Origin of the sequence: Horticoccus luteus (assembly GCF_019464535.1) — a bacterium.
In the GTDB taxonomy this organism is placed as follows: Bacteria; Verrucomicrobiota; Verrucomicrobiia; order Opitutales; family Opitutaceae; genus Horticoccus; species Horticoccus luteus.
Window position 1 is genome coordinate 3,547,129 of the sequence record NZ_CP080507.1, and the last position, 20,188, is coordinate 3,567,316.

Below are 20,188 nucleotides of genomic sequence, written 5' to 3' on the forward strand. Positions count from 1 at the left end.
GTCCTAACCACTCCTGTCAAACGGTGCGCAGCGAATATCCGTCGAGCGGTGGCACCGCGAAACCGGTCTCGCGACCTTCTGCCCTGCCGCAATCCTCGCTTTCCCCTTGCGCGCGGGGCCCCGCGCCATTTCGTCAACCTGCAATGCCTACGTTCCGACCCGCAATCCTCGCTTTGGAAGATGGTTCGATTTTTCGCGGCCGCGCCTTCGGGGCCGACGCCACCATCGCAGGCGAATGCGTGTTTAACACGTCCATGACCGGCTATCAGGAGATCCTCACCGACCCCTCCTACTTCGGCCAGATCGTCACCATGACCGCCGTGCAAATCGGCAACTACGGCATCAACCCCGAAGATGCCGAAGCCGGCGCTCCCAAGTGCTCCGGCTTCGTCGTGCGCGAACTCTCTCCCATCGTCAGCAACTGGCGCAGCCAGATCTCGCTCGACGATTATCTCCGCCAATACGGCATCCCCGGCATCAGCGAAATCGACACCCGGGCGCTGACCAAAAAGCTTCGCGTCGACGGCGCCATGAAGTGCTGCCTCAGCACGCTGCCCCTCACCGACGCCGAGGCCGTTGAACGCGCCCGCGCATGGCGTGATATGAGCGGCTCCGATTACGTGAAAGACGTCACCTGCTCTGCGCCCTTCATCTGGAGCCCCACCGACCCCGCCAATTTCAACACCCCCTATCTCCCCGTCGGCACCTCGCTCAACGTGCCTCACACCCCGGCAAAAAAATTCCGCGTCGCCGCCTTCGATTACGGCGCGAAGCACAGCATCTTTCGCAAACTCGTGCAGCACGGCTTTGACGTGCAGGTTTTTCCCGCCATGGCCACGGCGGCTCAAGTCCGCGAACAAAAGCCCGACGCCCTCTTTCTCTCCAACGGCCCCGGCGATCCCGCCGCCCTCCCTTACGTGCACCAAACCGTCACGGAGTTGCTGCCCGAATATCCGACGTTCGGCATCTGCCTCGGCCACCAGATGATCACACACGCGCTCGGTGGTTCGACCTACAAACTCAAATTCGGCCACCGCGGCGGCAACCAGCCGGTCAAAAACATCGAGACCGGCCGCGTCTCCATCACCGCGCAAAATCACGGTTTCGCCACCGATCCCAAATCGATCGAAAGCCGCGGCGCCAAGGTCACCGAGATCAATCTCAACGACAACACCGTCGAGGGCCTGCGCCATAACACGCTTCCCGTTTTCAGCGTGCAATATCACCCCGAAGCCGCGCCCGGACCAAACGACGCCGACCCGCTGTTCGTGGATTTCTACAAGATGGTCGAAGCCCGCAAGGCCGGCAAAATCTGACCTCGACAGTAAGCGTAATTTGCTGTAATTAAATGTGATGGCTTAATAGCCATACTTTTCTATTGCACAGTATGGCAGGGTAGCCATACCTATTCGTTATGAAGATGACGATGCACATCGACGAGGAAGTCCTCGACCGGGTCATGAAGATCACCGGTGCCTCCACCAAAACCGAAGCCGTCGAAATCGCGCTGAACGAGATGGCGCGGCGGCACAAGATGAAGGAGCTCTTTTCCGCGGGTCTCGGCTTGGCTCCGGACGAACTTCGGGAAGCCTTCGATCCTGCCTCTCTCGCCATAGACGACCACGGCCTCGCCGCCGAAGACAGCTCGCCGTATGGCCAACCTGATCCTTCCTGATAGCAACATCTACATCGACGCCCTTCGCGCCGGGGTAGATCCATTTCAAACCTTCTCGCCTCACCTCGAAGAGTGGGAGTTTGGCACCTGTGGCATGGTGATGCTCGAGGTCTGCCGAGGTCTGCGCGATCCCGCTGTCCTCAAACGTTTCCGCGAGCGTTTCAGCGTGATGATTTACGTGCCGACCACGAACGCCATCTGGGGTCGCGCCACCCATCTTGCATGGGCCCTCGACCGACAGGGCCGCACGTTGCCCTCCCAGGATCTGCTGATCGCCGGTTGCGCCCTGCATGCCGGCGCAGTCGTGCTCACGCGCGACGCCCACTTTCAAAACATCCCCGGCCTGCGCACAATGGAACGTCTGCCGTGAAGGCACGCCGCCGGACACCCCCGCTCTGGTAAGTTCCGCGCCCCTAACCGCCCACCTCGACGACCCGCTCTTCGCCGAGGTGCCGCAACGTCACCTGCGCCGGCGTCAGCTCCGGCGCTGCCACCGGCCCCAGTTTCACCCCCTCGAGCGTCGGCTCCACCCCCAACAGCCACCGCGGCAGCGCCGCCGCCACGAGCCCTTGGTCCGCCAAAAACGGCTCCGCTGAAATCAGATCGTAGCTCGGAAACTCGCCCGGAATTTCCACCGGTATCATGGTGCGACTCGGCTCGCCCTGATAATCCCAATAGTTGCACCCCTCCACGAGCGCCGTCTGCTCGAACCGCGCGACCACGCGCCGCCACGCCTCCACCGCCTCCGCCGTATGGCCCGTCTTCATCAATGCGCCGATCCAGTGGTAGTTCCACGACGCCAGACATCCCCCGTTCATCGTCTGCCCGAATCGCGTCACATCGCTCCCAAACGTGCGAAACATAAACGACTGCGTCTCCGCGTCGTAGAAGTTCGTCTGAATCGAGAAACAATTTTCCCACGCCGGCCCAAGCTCATGCCGCCGCGCGAGGATCGCCGCCACCACTCGCCGCGCCTTCTCCTCCGGCACCATGCCCGCGCAAATCGCCATCAACTGCGGTGGCGCATAGAGATAAAAATGCCCGCGGCCGTCCGCCTCCACCCAGTCGGCATAAAACCCTTTCTCTTCGCTCCAAAACTCCGCGTTAAACGCCGCGCCCACGGCCGCCGCATCCCGCTCCGCCGCGGCCGCCTCGTCCTCGCGCCCCAGCCATCGCGCGACCTCGCTCGCCGCCCGCAGTCCCATCCACGCGAGGATATTTACGTAGCCGATGTGCCCCGTCCGCGCAATCCAGTCCCAGTAGTCGTTGCCGGTCTCACGCGCCGTGCTGATCAACCCGCCGCCCTCGGCGAGTTGCGCCCGCAACCGGGCCAACGCCGCCTCCGCTCCCGCCCACAACTCCGCCCCACTCTCGCGATCACCCGTCACCACCAACACATCCCGCATCGCCACCAGAAACGACGGATAAAAATCGAGCGACGTGCTGCTCTGGTAACCTGCGCCCACCGTGCCGCTCCGCCGCAGATTTTCCGCCATCCGCGTCACTTCCCCCACGAGCACGTCCTGTCCATCCGTGCTCGCCGGTCCGAGCGCGCCGCGGGGCACGCCAAACTTCAGCATCTCACTTTGCATGTAGCGGCAAAACAGCGCCACATAACCCGCCGGCTGATTCCCCAGCCGCCACAGCTGCGTGTCCGCCATGATCCCGCAGTTCGCATACACATCGAAAAAACGCCGCGTCACCTCCGCCTCGCGCCACCCCGTCGCACCGCGCTCCACCTCCACCCCGAGCGCCATGCCCGTCTCGCTCGCCGCCGGTTCCCACGCGATTTCAGTTTCGACCACCTCGCCCGCGCGAAACGTCCGCGGCCCGGCTGCGTCGCACCACGCGCTCTGTCCCAGCACCGACGCGAAGTTCAAAATCTCGCCCTTCTTTAAGTGGTGCGACGTCGCCACGCGCCAGTCGCCGTTCGGCACCGCGTGCGACAACAACTTCGCGACCACCCACCCGCCCCCTTCCCGCCGCGTCTGCCGCGTCCACGCCGTCACCGACTCGGTGCCGAGAATCGTGCCGTTTCCATAAAACCCATCGCCCGCCATTCCGCGTTCCCACAGTTGAAACACCGTCGCTTCGCCCCACGCCGCCTCCGCCGCGAAGAAAAGCCCCGGCGTCAACGCGTCCGCCACCTCCACGGTTTCCTTCCACTCCTGCCGGATCGTCCACGTGAGCCGCGCTCCATCGAGCCGCAGGCGCCACGTTTCCCGCACTGCGCCGAATTCGATCTCGCCCAATGTCACCTCCGTCGCCGTTCGGCCCGCGCTCAGTCTTGCCAGCAACGATTCCCCGCTCCGCCGCCAGTTGCCCGACGCATCGACATACACGCTTTGCGCGCCAACGGGTCCGGTGAGGGGCAAATGCGACGAACGCGGCGCGCCGGTTTTCAACAAATTGGCGCACCACTTTCCCTCGCCCCATGCATCGAACTGCAACTCCGCCACGCGCGGCTGCTCCGCCGCGACCACCACCCGCCAAAACCCATTCCGCAGCACGTGCATGCTCATTCCCTTTCCGTTGAGCCGTGCTCGCGAGCCCGCAAGCGCGAACTAAACCCGATGCCGCTGGCTCCGCGGCATCTGCTAGCTCGACAAACGGGTCGATGAACTAGCGAAGGGAAAGACCTTGGACAAAATCCTCTCCGATTGACCGCCCGCGGGACGTTCACGCAGGGAACGAAGCGACGTCCTCCTGCACTTCTCTCATCCCAGCCACTGCTCAAACTTCACGGCGTCCTCCGGCGTATCGACGCCGATGGTCGGGTCCGTTGTCAGGTCGCACGCGATTTCGTAGCCGTTTTCCAGCACACGCAACTGCTCCAATTTTTCAATCTGCTCAAGTTTCCCGGCCGGCAGACCGGCAAACTTCTCCAGCAACTCAGCGCCATACGCATACAACCCAAGGTGCCGGTAGCACGGATTCGCCCGCACCCATGCATCGTCGACCACCCCGCCCCGCTCGCGCGCGAACGGCAGCGGCGAGCGCGAAAAAAACAGCGCCCGCTGCCTGGCCTCCGCCAGCACCACCTTCACTTGGTTGGGATTCGCGAAATCCGTCGCCGTCTGAAACCGCGTCGCCAAAGTTGCCATCGGCGCACCGCCGGCCAGCAGACCCGCCAGTGCCCGGATCTGCGCGCCGCTCACCAACGGCTCGTCCGCCTGCACATTGATCACCCGCTCCGCGCGCACCGCCCGGTTCGCCTCCGCCAGCCGATCCGTGCCGCTCACATGTGCCGCACTCGTCATGATGATGCGGAACCCTCCTCCCTTCAGGCAATTCGCCAGCAACACGTCGTCCACCGCGAAAAACAGCGGAAATTCCGGCGCTTCCGCGGCGATTCGCTCCGCCACCCAGCGCACCAACGGCTTACCCCTGATCTCATGTAACAGCTTCCGCGGGAAGCGCGTAGACTCCAACCGGCACGGCACCACGATCGCGAGCGGGAACATGCCCCCGACATTGCCCACCCGGTTTTTGGGTTGCAAGCCGCCGCACCTTCCCGGACTTTCCCGGCCCTTCCGTTTAACCGAGTTCATGAATCCAAGCGACGCCAGCACTGCCAGTCAGCCCCAAATCAAGGACCTGATCGTGCAGAACAAGATGGGCATTCACGCCCGTCCCGCCGCGATGATCGTGCGGATCACCAACAAGTTCAAAGCCGACGTCCTCGTCGAAAAGGACGAGGAGCAGGTCAACGGCAAGAGCATCATGGGCCTCATGATGCTCGCCGCTGGCAAGGGCTCGAAGGTCAAGTTCATCGCCACCGGCGACGATGCCGCCGCCATGCTCGCCGAGTTGGAGCAGCTCTTCGCCCGCAAGTTCGACGAGGCGTAAAGTCGCCCAACGCCCGCTCGCTTTAGCGCGTTCTTCGTCGCGCTCCGATCGGTTCGAATCGCACCAACTTGTTGTGGGCGGGGTGCCCTCACCCCGCGAAAAAGAGCGCAAACTGCAGGCTAAGCGCTCCTCGCCACCGCGGCTCGCCCCAAACTTAAGCCACTCTGGCCCGACCGCTTTACAGGCGATCTATTTCACGAAACCGCGCTGGCTTTTTGCGGGATTGCACGGCGCGTTTCTTTCAAAGTCCGAAAAACGCCCGCGCATTCGCCGTGCTCGCCGCCGCCAGCGTGGCGAACGGCACCTCCAGCACCTCCGCGGCCGCAAATTCCGCCGTGTGCCGCACAAACGCCGGCTCGTTCGGCTTCCCGCGGTGCGGCACCGGCGTGAGATACGGCGCATCTGTTTCGACCATGAAGCGCTCCAGCCCCTGCACCTTCGCCGCCGCCCGCACGTTCTCCGCGCTCTTGTAAGTCAAAATCCCCGTAAACGAACCGCGTCCGCCCCGGCGCATCACCTCGCGCATCTCCGCCTCGCCTTCCACGAAGCAGTGAAACACCACGCGCGCCCACTCCACTCCGCTCGCATCGATCATCTCCACGCACTCCGCAAACGCGCCGCGCGAATGCACCACCACCGGACAATTCAGCCGCTTCGCCCACGCCAACTGCGCCGCAAACGCCTCGCGTTGCCACGCGAAAACCGTCTCCGCCTCCGCCGGTTCCTTCGGCAAATGAAACCGATCCAGTCCGCACTCCCCCAGCGCCACTGGCCGCGGACCTCCTTTCTCCCCGTCCCAAAACGCCGCCATTTCCGCCACCTGCGCCGCCCAAGTTTCGTCCACGGAGCACGGATGCAGCCCCACCGTGTAATGCACGAAACCCGGCCGCGCCGCCGCGATCTCGCGATACAACGCCCAATCGTCATTCGCCGTGCCGATCGTGATCATCGCCTCCACCCCCGCCGCGCGCGCGCGCGCCAGCGCCGCGTCCAGTGTGCCCTGTCGCGCAAACGTTTCCAGATGCGTGTGCGTATCGATCAACATGTCACCACGTTCCCTCATTCCGCCTCCGTCCGCCAGCGAAACCCCGTCGCTCCCGCTCTTCCCGGCGATTTGCCGCTCCCAAGGCGTCTACTTTCGCAACGAGTAGCCAGCAGATCGCGTCAGGCGGATCGCGGGATCGCGCGTCACGCTCCGGGAAATGGCGAGTAGGACGCGCTCATGAGATCCTCCCGCAGATGCATGCCCTGCGGCCCCACTTCGATCGGCACGATGAACACGGACTCGCGCGGCTCACCATCCACTTTGCCCGCTGCAAACGTCCACAACTTCACCGCCTCAATCGCCGGTTCATTCAATCGCACATTCGTCGAACGCACGGCGCGCGCCTCGATGACCCGTCCATCCACCCCAATCCGCGCCGCCACCGTCACAAGCGCCTGCGCGGCTTCATGCCCCGCCCACGACGGGTATTGCGGCCACTCGATGTGCAGCAACTTCGGCGCTTCCACCGTTTGATCCGGCCCAAATATCGGCGGCCGATAGCCCGGCGATTTGGCAAACGCCCGATTTACTTCCGCCGGAGTCACGGCGTCCGGATCGTCCGGCGCCTGAAACCGCCGCGCCTCCTGCTCCTTCAATCCTTTGTTGGTCTCGTGAAGATAAGCCTGCTCCGGATCGGGTTCCGGCACCGTGTTGCAACCGGCGACTCCCAGAATTAACACCCCGACTGCAAGGACCGGCCAGACCGACGACTTGGTTCGTTTCATCGGCCGGCTTTTAGCCGTGGAGCGAAGAAAATTCCAGCCGCGTCTTCACGCCCCTTCGCCCCGGTCAGCCATACCGTTCCCGCAGATACCGCACGAGCGCCCGCGGCGAAAGCTCCTCGCCCGTCACCCGCTGCGTCAACTCCAGCGCGTCGAAGCGCCGTCCCTGCGCATGCACCTGCGTGCGCAGCCATTGCAGCAGCCACCCAAACTCCCCGCGGGCGAAATCGGCTTCCAGCGCCGGCCGTTCCGCCAACGCTCGATACCATAGCTGCGCCGCCATCATGTTTCCCAACGTGTAACTCGGGAAATACCCAAACGAGCCGTCGCTCCAATGCACATCCTGCAGCACGCCGTCCCGATCACTCGTGGGCGTCAACCCGATCAATTCCGCCGACGCCGCGTTCCACGCCGCGGGCAGATCCCGCACCGCCAGACTCCCGTCAAACAACCGCCGCTCGATCTCGAACCGCAGCACGATGTGCAAATTATACGTCACCTCATCCGCATCGACCCGGATCAACGTCGGCGCGACGGCGTTGATCGCCCGATAAAGCGCCTCCGAGGTCACGCCCGCCGTCTGCGCCGGAAACCGCTCCCGCCAGCGCGGCTCGAAAAACCGCCAGAACCCGCGGCTCCGCCCCACTTGGTTTTCCCACAACCGGCTCTGCGATTCGTGTGCGGCCATCCCCGCCGCCATACCCAGCGCGGTTCCGAAATCCGCCCGCGTCAACCCTTGTTCATAAAGGCCGTGCCCCGTCTCGTGAATGGCGCTGAACAGCGAATCAAGCGGCTCATCGTCTTTGAACCTAGTCGTCATTCGCACGTCGTCGCCCGAGCCGGAGCAAAACGGATGCAGCGACACATCAATCCGGCCGCGCTCGTAGTCGAACCCGAGCCGCTCCGTCACCTCGCGCAAAAACTCCTGCTGGGCCTCGACCGCAAATCCCCGCCACGCCAGCCCCGCCGGCTCACGCCTTGCCGCCGCCACCACCTCCCGCGCGAATGGCACCAGCTCCCGCTTCAACTCCGCAAACAACGCTCCGATCCGCGCGGCACTCAGCCCCGGATCATGCTTGTCGATCATGTAATCGTATTCGCGCCCCGCCCAACCAAGATAAGCCGCCTCCCGCCGCGCGAGATCCAGGTTTCGCTCCAACACCGCCGCGTAAAGTCCGAAATCCGCCTTCGCGCGCGCCTCCGCCCACGCATGGTATCCACGGCTGCCCTGCTGCGCTTTTTCCCGCACGAACTCGACCGGCAGCTTCGTCGCGCGGTCGAAATCCCGCCGCGCCTGCTTCACCACCGCCGCCTCATCCGCGCTCAACGTCTCGCCTTCCAACGCGGTTAACAATTCCCCGATGCGGGGCGCCTTCGCCGCCGCGTGCTGCAGCTCCGCAATCGCCGCCTGCTGCTCACCGCGCTGGTCCGCGCTCGCCGCCGGCAGGTTCACCTGCTCGTCCCAGCCAAGCAATTGCCCGACCGTATCCAAGGTAAACGCCCGCCGCAGCCATTGCCGCAGCTCATCCATCGTCGCGGAGCTCATGGCCGCACTGAACGCGCACTTGCCCGCCAACACCAGCGCGATGTCGCTCCGCTCGCCACCTTCTCCAGTGCCGCCGCGACGCCCGTTACTTCCCCGCGACCGGCTCGCCCGCCTCGTTGGCAAACGCCGGTGATAACGCATCCTTCCACGCGACGGGCTGCGTTTTGAGCACCACATCGCCCCCGCCCGCGTAAATCTCCACCGGCCATTTTCCCGCATTCAGCGCGCCCACGACCCGCCCACGGCGGGCCTTCCCCTGCACCACGAGGCCCTTGGCCTTGTTGTCCACGCGCCCCCAAAAAGTCCCCGCCTCCACCCGGCAACTCGCGGCCGGATCGAAAATCGCCACCACGTTGCCGCCGTCGGTCGTGAGTTTCGCCTTCCCGGCAAAATTTCCCGCCAGCGCCACCTTCACGTTACCGGTGACCGCCTTCACTTCCGTGTTGCCCGATACGGCCTGCACGTCGGCATCGCCGCCGCCCGCCAGCACCGTTACGTCGCCGGCGATCGGCCCCGCGAACACCGAACCGGTTTTCGCCTTCAACACCGCTGATCCCGCGCACGATGCGAGCGTGATCGAGCCGCTCTTCGTGAGCGCGGTCACCGCGCCATCGATCTGCTGCAGCACGAGTTCGCCGGCATCCACTTTCAACGACACATTGCCGCGCACGGCGCCGATCGTCACATCCACGTGTTCTCCCACCAACGTGACAGAGCATTGCACTGGCACCTGCAAAACCAAGGAGACTTCCACCGGCGGCCAATCGAGCCACGTCGGATACATCCCTTTCTCGCCGTCGTAACGCGAGCGCAGCGTCACCACGCCGTGGTCGTTGGTGAACTCCACGTGATTCCGCCGCTCCATCTCCGCGACTTCCTTTTCCTCCGTCGTCGCGAACGCCCGGTGGATCGTCAGATGCACGTCCTTCGCGTCCGCCACCGGCTCGACCGAGACGATCGCGCGCGTGAGATCCAAATGCAGTTGCACCTCCGCGCCGGTCGTCAAAACGCGTTCTTCGGAGCGTTCAAACAACGCCCACGCCGGCGTCGCACAACACAACGCCAACACCCACCACCATTTCGAGCAAGCCACGCGCATGCCGGCAGTTCCAAGCCGGTCACGCGCGACGACGCAAGCCAGCAACGTTTTACGACCCGCTCGTGGTCACGCGCACATCGCCGCCCGACGTGCGCAATTTCAGCTCCTTGCCGCCGCCATTCACCTTGCCCTTGAGCTGACTCCGACCGCTCCCACCGCTCGCGAGCTCGATCGTCAGCCCGCCCGCCTCGACCTTTCCGCCGCTGGTCGCCGCATCCAAGTTAAACGCCACCCCTGGCTTCACGCTCACCCGCACATCGCCCCCCGATGTGCGCAATGAGCAGTCGCCTTTCAACGGCCCCGTCAGCGCCGCCGACACATCTCCGCCGCTGGTGGAGGCCTGCAAGACGCCCGTCACTTCGTGCACCTTGATGTCGCCCCCTGAGGTTTCCAAATCCGCGTCGCCGCCGATATGGTCAACCTTGATGTTCCCGCCCGACGTGCGGAGCTTCGTTGAACCCGTGGCGCTCGCGAGCCCGATGTTGCCGCCCGAAGTGGTGGCCGTCACCTCGCCGGTGATCTTGCCCACATTCACGCTGCCGCCCGATGTCTGCGCCGACACCGTTCCAATCAGGTCCTCGACGCCGATGTCGCCCCCCGAAGTGTGCAAATCGACGTTGTAGCGCGCGGGCACTTTGATCGTGAACGACACCTGCACGAGCTGCGGGCCGCTGGAAAACCAGCCGCTGCTCTTGGCGTATTTCGCCTCCGCGCTCACATCGTTGCCCGACTGCTCGATCTTCAAATCCAGATCGGCCAGAATCTTGTCCGCCTCCGCGTCGCTGGAAGCGCGGATCACCTCGCGCGCCTTCACTTCCACCCGATCGATCAAACCTGTTTCCACGCTGATATCGCCGCCCTGCGTTTTCACATTCAAGGTCCCGCCGGGTTTCACGTTAAACGTCTTCTCCACCGAGCGTTCGATCTTCGCCTGCAACGCAGGGACGAGAGCCACCAAGCCAGCAAACAGGAATACGGTCGTTTTCATGGGTGTGTGTAAAACCCCTGACCCGCGCGAAAGTTACAGGTTCTTTCACCGGGCGTCGCCCGTCCCCGAATCCCTCGATGTGGGCGGAGTGTCGTCACCCCGCAAAAACGTCCTCCCGTCTTCCTCGCTCGCCTCGCCGCCTCACACTTTGGCGCTATTATCGCACTTGAAGTGAACCTGCGAACGCCGCAGCGCATGCGTGCGCAACGCCGCGACCTGCCCCGGCTGGTGCCGCACGATTTGCGACCCTTTCGGTCCGCCCGGCGCCGCCTCCGCCTCGGCCAAGGCCGCGAGGCACACCAACAGCTCCGCCCGCGCAGGCAGCCGCGTCGCGGGAAACCCAGCGTGCGCGCCCAGCCATGCCACCGTGCGCCCCAACGTTGTCTCTTGCTCAGTCATTTCGCCTCACCCTCGCCGCAAACCGCGACGTTGTCATCCTAGAAACGCACTCGCCCACGCCGCTTCATCGAAACCTGTCAGCGCCACCCCGTCGCCGAGCACGAACGGGCGCTTCACCAAATTGCCGTTGCCCGCGAGCAAAGCGACTAACGCCGCCTCGCTCAACGCCGGCAGTTTTTCGCCCAGCTTCTGCTCGCGGTAATCGCGCCCCGACGTGTTCAACAACCGCCGCCGCTCTCCGCCCAGCGCTTTCAGCATGCGGCGCAATTCCGTTTCGCTCGGCGGCGTCTCGCGAATCGGCCGCTCCACGAAGGCCACGTCATGGGCGCGCAGCCACTTCGCGGCCCGACGGCACGTCTCGCAATTCGCGTAAGTATAGATCGTGAGCATCGCGCGCCTCACTTCACCCAGCTCGCATCCTGCACGATGAACTGCCACCGCCCGCGGTATTGGCCGAGTTCGCCGTAGAACTTCATCGGTTCGCCCGCCTTGAATTGCGCCCGCATCTTCGCGCGCACCTGCGTATCGAAACTCCACACATCGTAGGTGTCGCCGCGAAATTCCACCGCGAGCCGCTTCGTGCGCCCTGTCGTGCCCACGACGTGAAAAATTTTTCCCTTATACGCATCCGTGCGCACCAACGCGCCCGCCGGCAACTGCTCCGGCTGGATCGCCACCTTCTCCAAGTCCACCCGCCCGTAATCGATCTTGTTCGCCTTCGCGTTGCCCGACTCCGCCGACGCATTGCGCAACGGCAGGTAATGATCCGTGCGATTGTCGCTCACCGTGAGAAATTTCGCGTAAACCGGAAAGTGATCCGAGAACCCGCTGCCCGCCGGCCCGTCGAACGACCACCGCACCGGCAACCCTTTGTCATCCGCATTAAGCCCCGGAAACTTCGCCACCCCGAACGAATTATCCACATATTGCACTCCGCGGTAATCGTAGAGCCCGCGCGAGATGATGATCTGCATCAGCGTTCCCCATTCCCCGCGATACGTGTCGCTCCCGCGTTCGGCCACCGGCAACTCAAACCAAAGATTGTAGAGATCGCGCTGCGTGCCGCGCACCGCCAGCTCGTTGCCCTGCGACCCGAGGATGTCGTTGATCCCTGTCGTCTTCATCTTCGGGTAACGCTGCTTCTGGTTATATTGCGAATTGAAATCGCCTCCGATGATGATGTCCGCGTTCGGGTCATCCTTCAGAATCTCATCAATGCGCGTGCGCAAGGTCTTCGCGTTCGCGCGACGCGAGACCTCCGTCAACGGGTCGCCCGCGCCCGACTTCCAGTGATTGTTAAACAGGTAGAGCGGCGCGCCATCGACATCCACTTCCACCTCCAAAATGGCCCGCGCATCGAGCGTCGCATGCGAATGCACCGCCTTCACCGGGAAGCGCGTGAAAATCACGCACTTTTGCGCCAGCGGATGCGTGCTGTCGGCTGACTTGATGTTCGCCGCCGGCACCACGTGGTAACCGGTCAGGCCGCGATCCGCCATCGCCTTGGCCAGCAGCGCCTCGGCCGGCAGATCCTCGATCTCCGGCGAGAACCGCGGACCGATCATCTCATCGATCGTCACGTTCTGATACTGCCGCAAGATCGCTTCGTAATCCAACGGCTTCGCGGACGGCGTTTGATCCGCCTCGATCTCATCGAAGAAAATAATGTCCGGCCCGCGTCCGCCTTCGAACTTCGTCAGAATGGTCGCAATGTTATGGAGCTTCGTGAGCGCGTGCGCCTTCGAATATTTGGCCGGCTGGTAGTCCTCGAACCCCGCTTTGCCGTCCACATCGAAAAGATTCTCGACGTTGTAAACCACTACCATGAAAGGCCGCGCCGCCGCCGAGGCGACGAGCACGGCACAAAAAAACAGACCAGTGAAAAGGCGCATGCGGCCTTCTCACTGGTCCGTTGCGGCCCCGGAGGCAAGTCCGGGGCGGAACCCGTTTCACTCGCTTGCGTCGCCCGGTGTGGCGTGCCGCTTAACGGTCGCCGCGGCGCAGCGCGGTGCGGTCCGGCGACGAGTTCATCGCCGTCGTGGTCTGGCCCCGCGCGCGCTCCCGACGTTGCATCGCCGCCGTGTCCGCTTGCTCGCGAGCCCGGCGTTGCCATTGGCCGATGGATTCGGCCGTGAGCCCCGGGTCGAGCTGGCCCGGAGCGGCGTTGAGTTTGCTGACCGTCGCACCGGTGCCGAATGTCGCCTTCGGCAGATACGGTTTATTTTGGCGCGGACCCGGCACGGCCGGCATCGTTGAGGCTGCGGTGGGAGAAACGGCGGGCGAGGCGTCTTGCGCCCAGGCGCAGGTGGAAACCACGGCGGCAATGGCGCCTCCGCGTATCAAATTTTTGAGGGTAGACATGGTATTCCTTTTTCTTGGAGGTTTACTGGACGCTCCTTTTCGACCCCGCCCCTCCGGCCCGGTCTCCGTTGATCCGGTTCGCCCCGATGACCGAAGCGCGCGTTGACGACTGCTGCTCGTGCCCCGCACTCTGACCGCCGTATGACCGCAATTCTCGATGTTGCTGACCTGCGAGTGGAACGAGGTCGCACCACCATTCTGCACGATGTCAGCTGGCGCATCGCCCGTGGCCAGCACTGGGTCATTCTGGGGGCCAACGGCTCAGGGAAAACCTCCCTGCTCAAAACGCTGACTGGCTACCTCGTCCCCACCGCCGGCCGCATTGAGGTCCTCGGCCATCGCTTCGGGCAGAGCGACTGGCGCGAACTCCGACTCCACGTCGGCGTGGTGATGAACGTCTTCTCCGCCGCCATCCCGCTCGCGGAAGTCGCCCTCGATACCGTTATCAGCGGCAAATATGCCCAACTCGACCTCTGGCACCGCGTCACTTCCGCCGATCGCGCCGCCGCCCTGCGCCAATTGCGCCGCGCGGGCATCGCCCATCTCGCGCAGCGCCCATGGGTCCACCTCTCCCAAGGCGAACGTCAACGCGTCCTGATTGCGCGCGCCCTCATGGCCCGCCCTCGCCTCCTGATTCTCGACGAACCGTGCGCCGGCCTCGATCCCGTCGCGCGCGCCCACTTCCTCGCCTTCGTGCAACAACTCAGCACGCTCCGCGGCGCTCCGTCGCTTGTCCTCGTGACCCACCACGTCGAAGAAATCACCCCGGCGTTTTCCCATTTGCTGCTGCTGCGTCGTGGCACCGTCCTCGCCGCCGGCGAACGCGCCCGCCTCCTTACCTCCGCGAATCTCTCCGCCGTGTTCGAGGCCCCCTGCCACCTCCGCCGCTCCGCCGCCGGCCTGCGCCTCGAGGTGCGCCCGGTTTAGCGGCTCGCGGCCAAAATCTGCCGCCGCGCCCCAGCGCTCACCTGTGCTGCTCGCCGGCGCGTTTCGTCCCGATTTCGTTTTCTCATTTCGGCGCGGAAAAGATCTCCTCGAAAAACACCTTCATCGCCATCCACGAGCGCCGGTCCGCCGTCTCGTTGTAAGCGATGCCTTCGATGCCCGCCTCGCGCGCCAGCTTGTCCGCGTCCGGATTCGTGAAGGCATGCACCGCTCCGGAATAGATGTTCAACTGGTAATCGAGTTTGCCCTCGTCCAGCGCGCGTTTGAACGCCGCCACTTCCTCCGGCGTTTCGAAATAGTCCAGCCCGCCATGGCAGATCAGCAGCTTCGCTTTGGTTCGCGCCGCCGCCTCCGCCGACGGCGGAATCAGCCCGCCGTGGAAACTCACCACACCTGCCAGCGGCGCTCCACTGAAGGCCAGCGATTGCACCACGCTGCCGCCAAAACAATAACCGATCGCCGCTACTTTTTCCGGCGCCACGCCTTTCACCGCCAACAACTGGTCCAGCCCCGCCCGCGCGCGCTCGGCCATCAGCGGCTTGCCATAAAACTCGCTCGCCCACGCGCGCGCCTGCTTCGGATCGCGCGTCGTCTTCTCGCCGCCATACATCTCGATCGCGAAAGCCACATAACCGAGGCGGGCGAGATGCTCCGCGCGCTGCTTCGGATAATCCAACAAACCCCACCACTCCGGCGCGACCAGCACGCCCGGCCGCAACGCTCCTCCGCCCCCGTCACCGTAAGCGAGGTAGCCGTTAAGCTTCACCCCGCCATGTTCGTAAGCGACGTTTCGCGTGACGATCTTTTCGGCTGCGTTCATTCCTTCACTCAACGCGAATAAAATTCCCCGGCAACTTTTCGCGCCGGATCTGCGCAACGCTGCGCGCGCTCCTCACGTCACCATGCCGCCGGCGATATAACCCTTCAGGTGTTCTGCCTCCGCCTGATGCACCTCCGACACCCAGCGCGAAATATCTCCGATCGAAATCAACCCGCGACACCGACCGCCTTCGACCACCGGCAAATGGCGGCAACGTTTGTCCGCAAAGATCACCATCGCTTCCTCCACCGTCGTTGCCGGCGACACGGTGATGAGGTCCTTTGTCATCACGTCCGCCACCGGCGTGCGCTGCGGATCGAGCCCGCCGCCGACGATGCGGCGCAACACATCCCGCTCCGTAAAAATGCCCGCCATCTTTTCCCCGTGCGTCACCACGACGGAACCGATGTGCTGCCGGTTCATCTCCTCCACGGCCTCCGCCACGGTTGCTGACGAATCGACGGTATAGAGAGCGGCGCCCTTCCGCTCCAACAAAATGGACAAGGGAGTATTCATAGGGGTAACGGGGTAGATTTCATAGTGCGCCGACGCCTCCATCCCGCAACCCCATATCGCCGGAATTCTCCCGCTTTTTTCTCCCCCCGCCGCGCATGGCTTGCACCGCTTCCTCATCCGTGTTTTGTGCTGGCGCATGACTGCAGGCAAAACCCTTCTCGTCGTGTTCGGCGGCATCGCGCTCATCGTGCTCTTGCTCGCTCTCTGGGCCGGCGGCACTTACAACCGTCTCGTCACCCTCCAGCAAGCGACCGACGCCCAATGGGCCCAGGTGCAAAACGTCTACCAGCGCCGCGCCGATCTCGTCCCCAACCTCGTCAACACCGTCGCCGGCGCCGCCAATTTCGAGCGCACCACGATGAACGAGGTCACCCAGGCCCGCGCCTCCGTCGGCAAAATCCAGCTCCCCACCGGCACCGCCCCCACCGATCCCGCGCAACTCCAGGCGTTCGCCGATGCGCAAGCCCGCCTCGGCGGCGCCCTCTCGCGCCTGCTCGCCGTGTCCGAAAATTATCCCGACCTCAAAGCCACCACCGCGTTTCGCGATTTGCAGGCGCAACTCGAAGGCACCGAAAACCGCATCGCCGTCGAACGCGGCCGCTTCAACGAAGCCGTCCAGGCCTACAACACCGCCATCCGCCGCTTTCCCGCCGCGCTCCTCGCCGGCATGTTCGGCCACTCGCCTCGCCCGTATTTCAGCGCGACCGCCGGTGCCGACACCCCGCCCAAGGTTAACTTCGACTTCAGCCCAAAGCCGTGAACGCGCTTCGCCGCGCGCAACGTGGGCGCCGCCCGCTCTCCGCCTGCTCCTCTCGCGGCGGTCGGCGCGAAAGTCTGGACACCACCCGGAACGTGATTCGCTTGCCCCACCCATGCAGCGCCCCGCGCCGCGCACGCTGCGGCCTGGCGCTCGCGTGGCTCGCATTGCTGGTGATCCCCTTTTTCGTCCGCGCGGCAGAAGTCATCCCGCCCGCCCCGCGTGATCACTTTAACGACTACGCCGGCCTCGTCTCCGCCGACGCCGCCCGCTCGCTCGACGCGCAGCTCACGCAGTTCGAGCGCGACACCTCCACGCAACTGGTCGTCGCGATTTTCCCGACGATGCAGAGCGATTCATCGGTGGATGATTACGCTGTCCGCGTGGCCCAAGCCTGGGGCGTCGGCCGCAAAGACCGCAAAAACGGCGCCGTGCTCTTCTGCTTCATGCAGGAGCACAAAATCTATCTCACCGTCGGCTACGGCCTCGAAGGCGCGCTCCCCGACGCCACCGCGAAACGCATCATTGAGAACGAAATCACCCCGCAATTCCGCGCCGGCCATTTCGAAGCCGGCCTGCGCGCGGGCATCACCGCGATCGAAGCCGCCACGCGCGGCGAATACAAAGGCACCGGCCGCACCGCGCCAAGCCACTCCCGCGGCCTGCCCCCTGGCGCCCTCTTCGGCATTTTTCTGGTCATCGTAATCTTCTCCGTCTTCGCCCGCCAACGCTCGCGCCGCAGCGATTTTTACGGCCGCCGCGGTCGGCGCACGTTCTGGATGGGCCCCGGCCCTTGGGGCGGCGGCGGCAGTAGCGGCGGCGGTGGTTGGTCAGGCGGCGGTGGCGGCGGCAGTTTCTCGGGTGGCGGCGGCAGCTTCGGCGGCGGCGGCGCGGGAGGAAGTTGGTAACATGACTACGCCCGCTTCCTTTTCCGTCGATCATCCGCGCATCGTCGCCGCCATCCGCGCGGCTGAGAAACGCACCTCCGGCGAGGTCCGCGTGCTCGTCGCCCGCCGGCCCACCGCCGACGCCGTCGCCGACGCCCAGCGCCATTTCGAACGCCTGGCCATGACGCAGACCCGCGAACGCAACGGCGTGCTCTTCTTCGTCGCGCCCCGCTCCCGCGCCTTCGCCGTGATTGGCGATACCAACATCCACGCCCGCTGCGGCGATTCGTTCTGGAGCGACGTCGCAGCCGCGATGACCGACCACTTCCGCCGCGGCGATTTCACCGGCGGTCTGGAGCATGGCATCGCGCGCGCCGGGGCCCTTCTCGCCCACGAATTTCCCCGCCAGTCCGACGACCAGAACGAACTGCCCGACGAGATCGAAGAAGACTGACCCGGCGCCGCGCAGGCTTCGATTGACCGATCCGCGCTGCCCTCGCGGCAGTTTTGTTCCCGTGCCCGCGCCGCCCGCGTGGGCCGCGGCCGCCCGCGTGGCGGCGTTCGCCCACCCGTAAAACGCGCCAAGCTCTCCTCCATGCAACTGCGCGTCTCGCGCGGCCTCGCAGCTATTTTTTCGGCTTCCGGCCCGCGCCCCAAATGAGCCACGCCGACAGCGCCACCAACAAAATCAGCCACCACAGATACCGGAGTTCGCGCCCCGCCATTTCCACAAATGCAAACGCCGCCGGAAACAAAAAGAGCAGCAGCCCGATTGCCGCCACGAGCACGACAAACTGCACGATGGCTCGATTGCGCCGGGTCATCGCGGCTTTGCCGGCGGCACGTTCGTGCGCCCCGCGGGAGCGCTGTGCCGGCGGAGATCTTCGAGCGACAGCAGCATGTCCGCTCCGCTTCCGCCCACCACGAGCGGCGAATGGCCGTTCCAATTCTGCACGATCTGCAGCTTGATGAAGTCCGGCGTGGCTTTCAATGCCGTGCCCCGCACCGAAATCGCCTCGGCCTCTCCCTTGGCGCGAATGATCGCCGTCTCCGCCTCGATCTGCGCCTTGAGCTGGAGAAACTTCGCCTTCTCCGCCTCCTGCTCCTGCACCATCTTCATCTCGATCGCCGCGCCGAGCTCCGGCGACAGCGCGAGATTGTAGATCACGAGATCCGCCACCACGAGGAAACCCGGGCCGATCTTTTTGCGCGTGAGCTCCAGCGCGCGGGTCTTGATCGCCTCGCGATTCTTCACGATCTGCTCCGCGCTCTGCGTCGCCGCCACCTCCTTCAACGCCTCCTGCACCCGCGGCGCAATCAACGTGTCAAACGGCTCGCCCGAGTAGTCCTGGAAAATTTTCACCACCGAGGCTTCCGGCACGCGGTAAAGCACATGCACTTCCATCGTCACCTGCTGCAAATCCGACGAATAGCACTCCGCCGGCATCGGCCGCGTCTGCTGCCGGATTGAAATCGGAATGACCTGCGTGACGAACGGTTGCTTGAACCCAAACCCCTCCGGCTTGAACCCCGGCGAGACGGTGCCCAGCGTCACCTCCACGCCGCGATAACCCGGCTGCACGACATACGTGGTCGACGCCGCCAGCACGACCGCGACAAACACCAGGATCGCGCCGCCGATCAATCGCTTGATCGTGCGCGGCTCGAAACCGCCATCCTGCGATCCATTAAATTCTGCGCGGCTCATTTGCTCTCCTCCTTCGCCATCGCTGCGGCTCCGGTCGTGAAATCGCCCAGCGGCAGCATCATGTTGGCTCCGGTCGCGCCGGGCCCGACCACCAGCGGCGTCACGCCGTCCCAACGCTCGATCACTTGCAGTTCGAGGACGCTCGGGTTTTCGCGCAGCGCCTTTCCGCGCAGCACGATCGATTCCGCTTCGCCCTTCGCCTTGATCACGGCCGTGCTCGCTTCCACTTGCGCCTGCTGCTGGGCAAAACGCGCGCGGGCCGCCTCCTGCTCCTGCACCATTTTCGCCTCGATCGCGTTTTCGAGCGCCCGCGTCAGGTTGATGTCCTCCAGCACGAGATCCTCAATCACGAGCACGTCGCCCAATTTCTGCCGCGCGCTCGCCAAAGCCTGGCTTTTGACCTCTTCCCGCTTCTGCACGATCAACTCCGCCGTGCGCCGCGCCGTGATTTCGTTGAGCGCCTCGGCGACGCGCGGTTTGATCAACGAATCAAAAGCGTCACCCGCATAATCGCGAAAAATCGTCACCACCGACGCCTGCGGCACGCGAAACAACACGCGCACGGCGATCTTCACCTGCTGCAAATCTGAAGAGTAGCAGTCCGCCTCCATCTTTGCCGTCTGCTGCCGGATGAGCTGCGGCGCGATGTGCGTGACGAAGGGCAGTTTCATGCCGAAGCCTTCGGGTTTAAAGTTTGGCGACACTTTCCCCAGCGTCACCTCCACGCCGCGGTGGCCGGGCTCGACGACATACGTCGCCGACGAAGCCGCGATGATCACGATGAAAATCAGGATCGCGCCGACGATCAGGCCGAGAACTGTCTTGGGCTTCATAGCTGGAAAGAATCGCCGAGACTCACGTCTGCGCGCGG

The 20,188-nt window shown here is 64.4% G+C and carries 24 protein-coding genes; 8 read left to right on the forward strand and 16 right to left on the reverse strand.

Features of this window, described 5'->3' with window-relative positions:
• The first annotated feature begins 143 nt into the window (after positions 1-143).
• The 3 genes from carA (at position 144) to K0B96_RS14400 (ending at position 2,045) form a co-directional block, all read left to right on the forward strand.
• Positions 144-1,316 carry a glutamine-hydrolyzing carbamoyl-phosphate synthase small subunit gene (carA, locus tag K0B96_RS14390; RefSeq protein ID WP_220161578.1) on the forward strand — a complete coding sequence of 391 codons (1,173 nt, stop codon included), beginning with the start codon at positions 144-146 and terminating at the stop codon, positions 1,314-1,316.
• A gap of 98 nt (positions 1,317-1,414) precedes the next feature.
• The gene (locus K0B96_RS14395; RefSeq protein ID WP_220161579.1) at positions 1,415-1,675 is read left to right on the forward strand and encodes a type II toxin-antitoxin system VapB family antitoxin; all 261 of its coding nucleotides are present in this window, start codon (positions 1,415-1,417) and stop codon (positions 1,673-1,675) included.
• The gene (locus tag K0B96_RS14400; RefSeq protein WP_220161580.1) at positions 1,653-2,045 is read left to right on the forward strand and encodes a PIN domain-containing protein; all 393 of its coding nucleotides are present in this window, start codon (positions 1,653-1,655) and stop codon (positions 2,043-2,045) included. The genes K0B96_RS14395 and K0B96_RS14400 overlap by 23 nt, the downstream gene beginning before the upstream one ends.
• Positions 2,046-2,088: 43 nt before the next feature.
• On the opposite strand, the gene K0B96_RS14405 is transcribed toward K0B96_RS14400, so the two are convergent.
• Together K0B96_RS14405 and kdsB are read right to left on the reverse strand one after the other, a co-directional pair.
• Positions 2,089-4,191, reverse strand: a complete 2,103-nt coding sequence (locus K0B96_RS14405) for a glucosidase family protein (protein WP_220161581.1) — start codon at positions 4,189-4,191, stop codon at positions 2,089-2,091.
• 201 nt (positions 4,192-4,392) lie between these two features.
• A complete protein-coding gene (gene kdsB / locus K0B96_RS14410) occupies positions 4,393-5,139 on the reverse strand; it encodes a 3-deoxy-manno-octulosonate cytidylyltransferase (protein WP_220161582.1) in 747 nt (248 codons plus the stop codon).
• Positions 5,140-5,224: 85 nt separating this feature from the next.
• Here kdsB and K0B96_RS14415 point away from each other — a divergent pair, with 85 nt between their 5' ends.
• Positions 5,225-5,524 carry an HPr family phosphocarrier protein gene (locus tag K0B96_RS14415; RefSeq protein ID WP_220161583.1) on the forward strand — a complete coding sequence of 100 codons (300 nt, stop codon included), beginning with the start codon at positions 5,225-5,227 and terminating at the stop codon, positions 5,522-5,524.
• A 241-nt stretch (positions 5,525-5,765) separates the two neighbouring features.
• Here K0B96_RS14415 and K0B96_RS14420 read toward each other — a convergent pair whose 3' ends face one another.
• The 9 genes from K0B96_RS14420 to K0B96_RS14460 all read right to left on the reverse strand — a co-directional run bounded on the left by K0B96_RS14420 (position 5,766) and on the right by K0B96_RS14460 (position 13,684).
• Entirely contained in the window at positions 5,766-6,569 is an 804-nt protein-coding gene (locus K0B96_RS14420; protein ID WP_220161584.1) for a TatD family hydrolase, read from the reverse strand.
• Between the two features lie 143 nt (positions 6,570-6,712).
• Positions 6,713-7,294, reverse strand: coding sequence for a TonB family protein (locus K0B96_RS14425; RefSeq protein WP_220161585.1), 582 nt, complete (start codon positions 7,292-7,294; stop codon positions 6,713-6,715).
• Positions 7,295-7,358: 64 nt separating this feature from the next.
• Entirely contained in the window at positions 7,359-8,837 is a 1,479-nt protein-coding gene (locus K0B96_RS14430) for a carboxypeptidase M32 (protein WP_220161586.1), read from the reverse strand.
• An 85-nt stretch (positions 8,838-8,922) separates the two neighbouring features.
• Complete coding sequence (locus K0B96_RS14435; RefSeq protein WP_220161587.1) at positions 8,923-9,930, reverse strand: DUF4097 family beta strand repeat-containing protein; 1,008 nt, start codon at positions 9,928-9,930, stop codon at positions 8,923-8,925.
• A 55-nt stretch (positions 9,931-9,985) separates the two neighbouring features.
• Positions 9,986-10,924, reverse strand: coding sequence for a DUF4097 family beta strand repeat-containing protein (locus K0B96_RS14440; protein ID WP_220161588.1), 939 nt, complete (start codon positions 10,922-10,924; stop codon positions 9,986-9,988).
• 141 nt (positions 10,925-11,065) lie between these two features.
• Positions 11,066-11,323: a hypothetical protein gene (locus tag K0B96_RS14445; protein ID WP_220161589.1), complete on the reverse strand. Its 258-nt coding sequence runs from the start codon at positions 11,321-11,323 to the stop codon at positions 11,066-11,068.
• A gap of 33 nt (positions 11,324-11,356) precedes the next feature.
• Positions 11,357-11,713 carry a Spx/MgsR family RNA polymerase-binding regulatory protein gene (locus tag K0B96_RS14450; protein WP_255558708.1) on the reverse strand — a complete coding sequence of 119 codons (357 nt, stop codon included), beginning with the start codon at positions 11,711-11,713 and terminating at the stop codon, positions 11,357-11,359.
• Between the two features lie 8 nt (positions 11,714-11,721).
• Positions 11,722-13,182, reverse strand: a complete 1,461-nt coding sequence (locus K0B96_RS14455) for an endonuclease/exonuclease/phosphatase family protein (protein WP_220161591.1) — start codon at positions 13,180-13,182, stop codon at positions 11,722-11,724.
• 124 nt (positions 13,183-13,306) lie between these two features.
• Positions 13,307-13,684, reverse strand: coding sequence for a hypothetical protein (locus tag K0B96_RS14460; protein WP_220161592.1), 378 nt, complete (start codon positions 13,682-13,684; stop codon positions 13,307-13,309).
• Between the two features lie 141 nt (positions 13,685-13,825).
• Here K0B96_RS14460 and K0B96_RS14465 point away from each other — a divergent pair, with 141 nt between their 5' ends.
• Positions 13,826-14,611: an ABC transporter ATP-binding protein gene (locus K0B96_RS14465; RefSeq protein WP_220161593.1), complete on the forward strand. Its 786-nt coding sequence runs from the start codon at positions 13,826-13,828 to the stop codon at positions 14,609-14,611.
• An 82-nt stretch (positions 14,612-14,693) separates the two neighbouring features.
• Here K0B96_RS14465 and K0B96_RS14470 read toward each other — a convergent pair whose 3' ends face one another.
• Entirely contained in the window at positions 14,694-15,449 is a 756-nt protein-coding gene (locus tag K0B96_RS14470; RefSeq protein WP_220161594.1) for a dienelactone hydrolase family protein, read from the reverse strand.
• Between the two features lie 72 nt (positions 15,450-15,521).
• Positions 15,522-15,965, reverse strand: a complete 444-nt coding sequence (locus K0B96_RS14475; protein WP_220161595.1) for a CBS domain-containing protein — start codon at positions 15,963-15,965, stop codon at positions 15,522-15,524.
• 136 nt (positions 15,966-16,101) lie between these two features.
• Here K0B96_RS14475 and K0B96_RS14480 point away from each other — a divergent pair, with 136 nt between their 5' ends.
• From K0B96_RS14480 to K0B96_RS14490, 3 genes are all read left to right on the forward strand, one after another.
• Positions 16,102-16,725: a LemA family protein gene (locus K0B96_RS14480; protein WP_220161596.1), complete on the forward strand. Its 624-nt coding sequence runs from the start codon at positions 16,102-16,104 to the stop codon at positions 16,723-16,725.
• Between the two features lie 101 nt (positions 16,726-16,826).
• On the forward strand, positions 16,827-17,630 hold the full coding sequence (locus K0B96_RS14485; protein WP_255558710.1) for a TPM domain-containing protein: 804 nt from the start codon (positions 16,827-16,829) through the stop codon (positions 17,628-17,630).
• Position 17,631: 1 nt separating this feature from the next.
• Complete coding sequence (locus K0B96_RS14490; RefSeq protein WP_220161597.1) at positions 17,632-18,063, forward strand: TPM domain-containing protein; 432 nt, start codon at positions 17,632-17,634, stop codon at positions 18,061-18,063.
• A 172-nt stretch (positions 18,064-18,235) separates the two neighbouring features.
• On the opposite strand, the gene K0B96_RS14495 is transcribed toward K0B96_RS14490, so the two are convergent.
• The 3 genes from K0B96_RS14495 to K0B96_RS14505 are packed head-to-tail and all read right to left on the reverse strand — an operon-like array spanning position 18,236 to position 20,150.
• Entirely contained in the window at positions 18,236-18,433 is a 198-nt protein-coding gene (locus K0B96_RS14495; RefSeq protein ID WP_220161598.1) for a hypothetical protein, read from the reverse strand.
• Positions 18,430-19,317 carry a prohibitin family protein gene (locus K0B96_RS14500; protein WP_220161599.1) on the reverse strand — a complete coding sequence of 296 codons (888 nt, stop codon included), beginning with the start codon at positions 19,315-19,317 and terminating at the stop codon, positions 18,430-18,432. The genes K0B96_RS14495 and K0B96_RS14500 overlap by 4 nt, the downstream gene beginning before the upstream one ends.
• Complete coding sequence (locus K0B96_RS14505) at positions 19,314-20,150, reverse strand: prohibitin family protein (protein ID WP_220161600.1); 837 nt, start codon at positions 20,148-20,150, stop codon at positions 19,314-19,316. Before K0B96_RS14505 ends, K0B96_RS14500 begins: the two co-directional genes overlap by 4 nt.
• Between the last annotated feature and the right edge of the window lie 38 nt (positions 20,151-20,188).

Coding starts and splice junctions, on each gene's coding strand:
- K0B96_RS14405 (WP_220161581.1), bottom strand. CDS start 4,191: ATGCACGTGCTGCGGAATGGGTTTTGGCGGGTGGTGGTCGCGGCGGAG.
- K0B96_RS14495 (WP_220161598.1), bottom strand. CDS start 18,433: ATGACCCGGCGCAATCGAGCCATCGTGCAGTTTGTCGTGCTCGTGGCG.
- K0B96_RS14465 (WP_220161593.1), top strand. CDS start 13,826: ATGACCGCAATTCTCGATGTTGCTGACCTGCGAGTGGAACGAGGTCGC.
- K0B96_RS14400 (WP_220161580.1), top strand. CDS start 1,653: ATGGCCAACCTGATCCTTCCTGATAGCAACATCTACATCGACGCCCTT.
- K0B96_RS14480 (WP_220161596.1), top strand. CDS start 16,102: ATGACTGCAGGCAAAACCCTTCTCGTCGTGTTCGGCGGCATCGCGCTC.
- K0B96_RS14475 (WP_220161595.1), bottom strand. CDS start 15,965: ATGAATACTCCCTTGTCCATTTTGTTGGAGCGGAAGGGCGCCGCTCTC.
- K0B96_RS14450 (WP_255558708.1), bottom strand. CDS start 11,713: ATGCTCACGATCTATACTTACGCGAATTGCGAGACGTGCCGTCGGGCC.
- K0B96_RS14500 (WP_220161599.1), bottom strand. CDS start 19,317: ATGAGCCGCGCAGAATTTAATGGATCGCAGGATGGCGGTTTCGAGCCG.
- K0B96_RS14425 (WP_220161585.1), bottom strand. CDS start 7,294: ATGAAACGAACCAAGTCGTCGGTCTGGCCGGTCCTTGCAGTCGGGGTG.
- K0B96_RS14395 (WP_220161579.1), top strand. CDS start 1,415: ATGAAGATGACGATGCACATCGACGAGGAAGTCCTCGACCGGGTCATG.
- K0B96_RS14420 (WP_220161584.1), bottom strand. CDS start 6,569: ATGTTGATCGATACGCACACGCATCTGGAAACGTTTGCGCGACAGGGC.
- K0B96_RS14505 (WP_220161600.1), bottom strand. CDS start 20,150: ATGAAGCCCAAGACAGTTCTCGGCCTGATCGTCGGCGCGATCCTGATT.
- K0B96_RS14490 (WP_220161597.1), top strand. CDS start 17,632: ATGACTACGCCCGCTTCCTTTTCCGTCGATCATCCGCGCATCGTCGCC.
- kdsB (WP_220161582.1), bottom strand. CDS start 5,139: ATGTTCCCGCTCGCGATCGTGGTGCCGTGCCGGTTGGAGTCTACGCGC.
- carA (WP_220161578.1), top strand. CDS start 144: ATGCCTACGTTCCGACCCGCAATCCTCGCTTTGGAAGATGGTTCGATT.
- K0B96_RS14440 (WP_220161588.1), bottom strand. CDS start 10,924: ATGAAAACGACCGTATTCCTGTTTGCTGGCTTGGTGGCTCTCGTCCCT.
- K0B96_RS14460 (WP_220161592.1), bottom strand. CDS start 13,684: ATGTCTACCCTCAAAAATTTGATACGCGGAGGCGCCATTGCCGCCGTG.
- K0B96_RS14430 (WP_220161586.1), bottom strand. CDS start 8,837: ATGAGCTCCGCGACGATGGATGAGCTGCGGCAATGGCTGCGGCGGGCG.
- K0B96_RS14445 (WP_220161589.1), bottom strand. CDS start 11,323: ATGACTGAGCAAGAGACAACGTTGGGGCGCACGGTGGCATGGCTGGGC.
- K0B96_RS14470 (WP_220161594.1), bottom strand. CDS start 15,449: ATGAACGCAGCCGAAAAGATCGTCACGCGAAACGTCGCTTACGAACAT.
- K0B96_RS14415 (WP_220161583.1), top strand. CDS start 5,225: ATGAATCCAAGCGACGCCAGCACTGCCAGTCAGCCCCAAATCAAGGAC.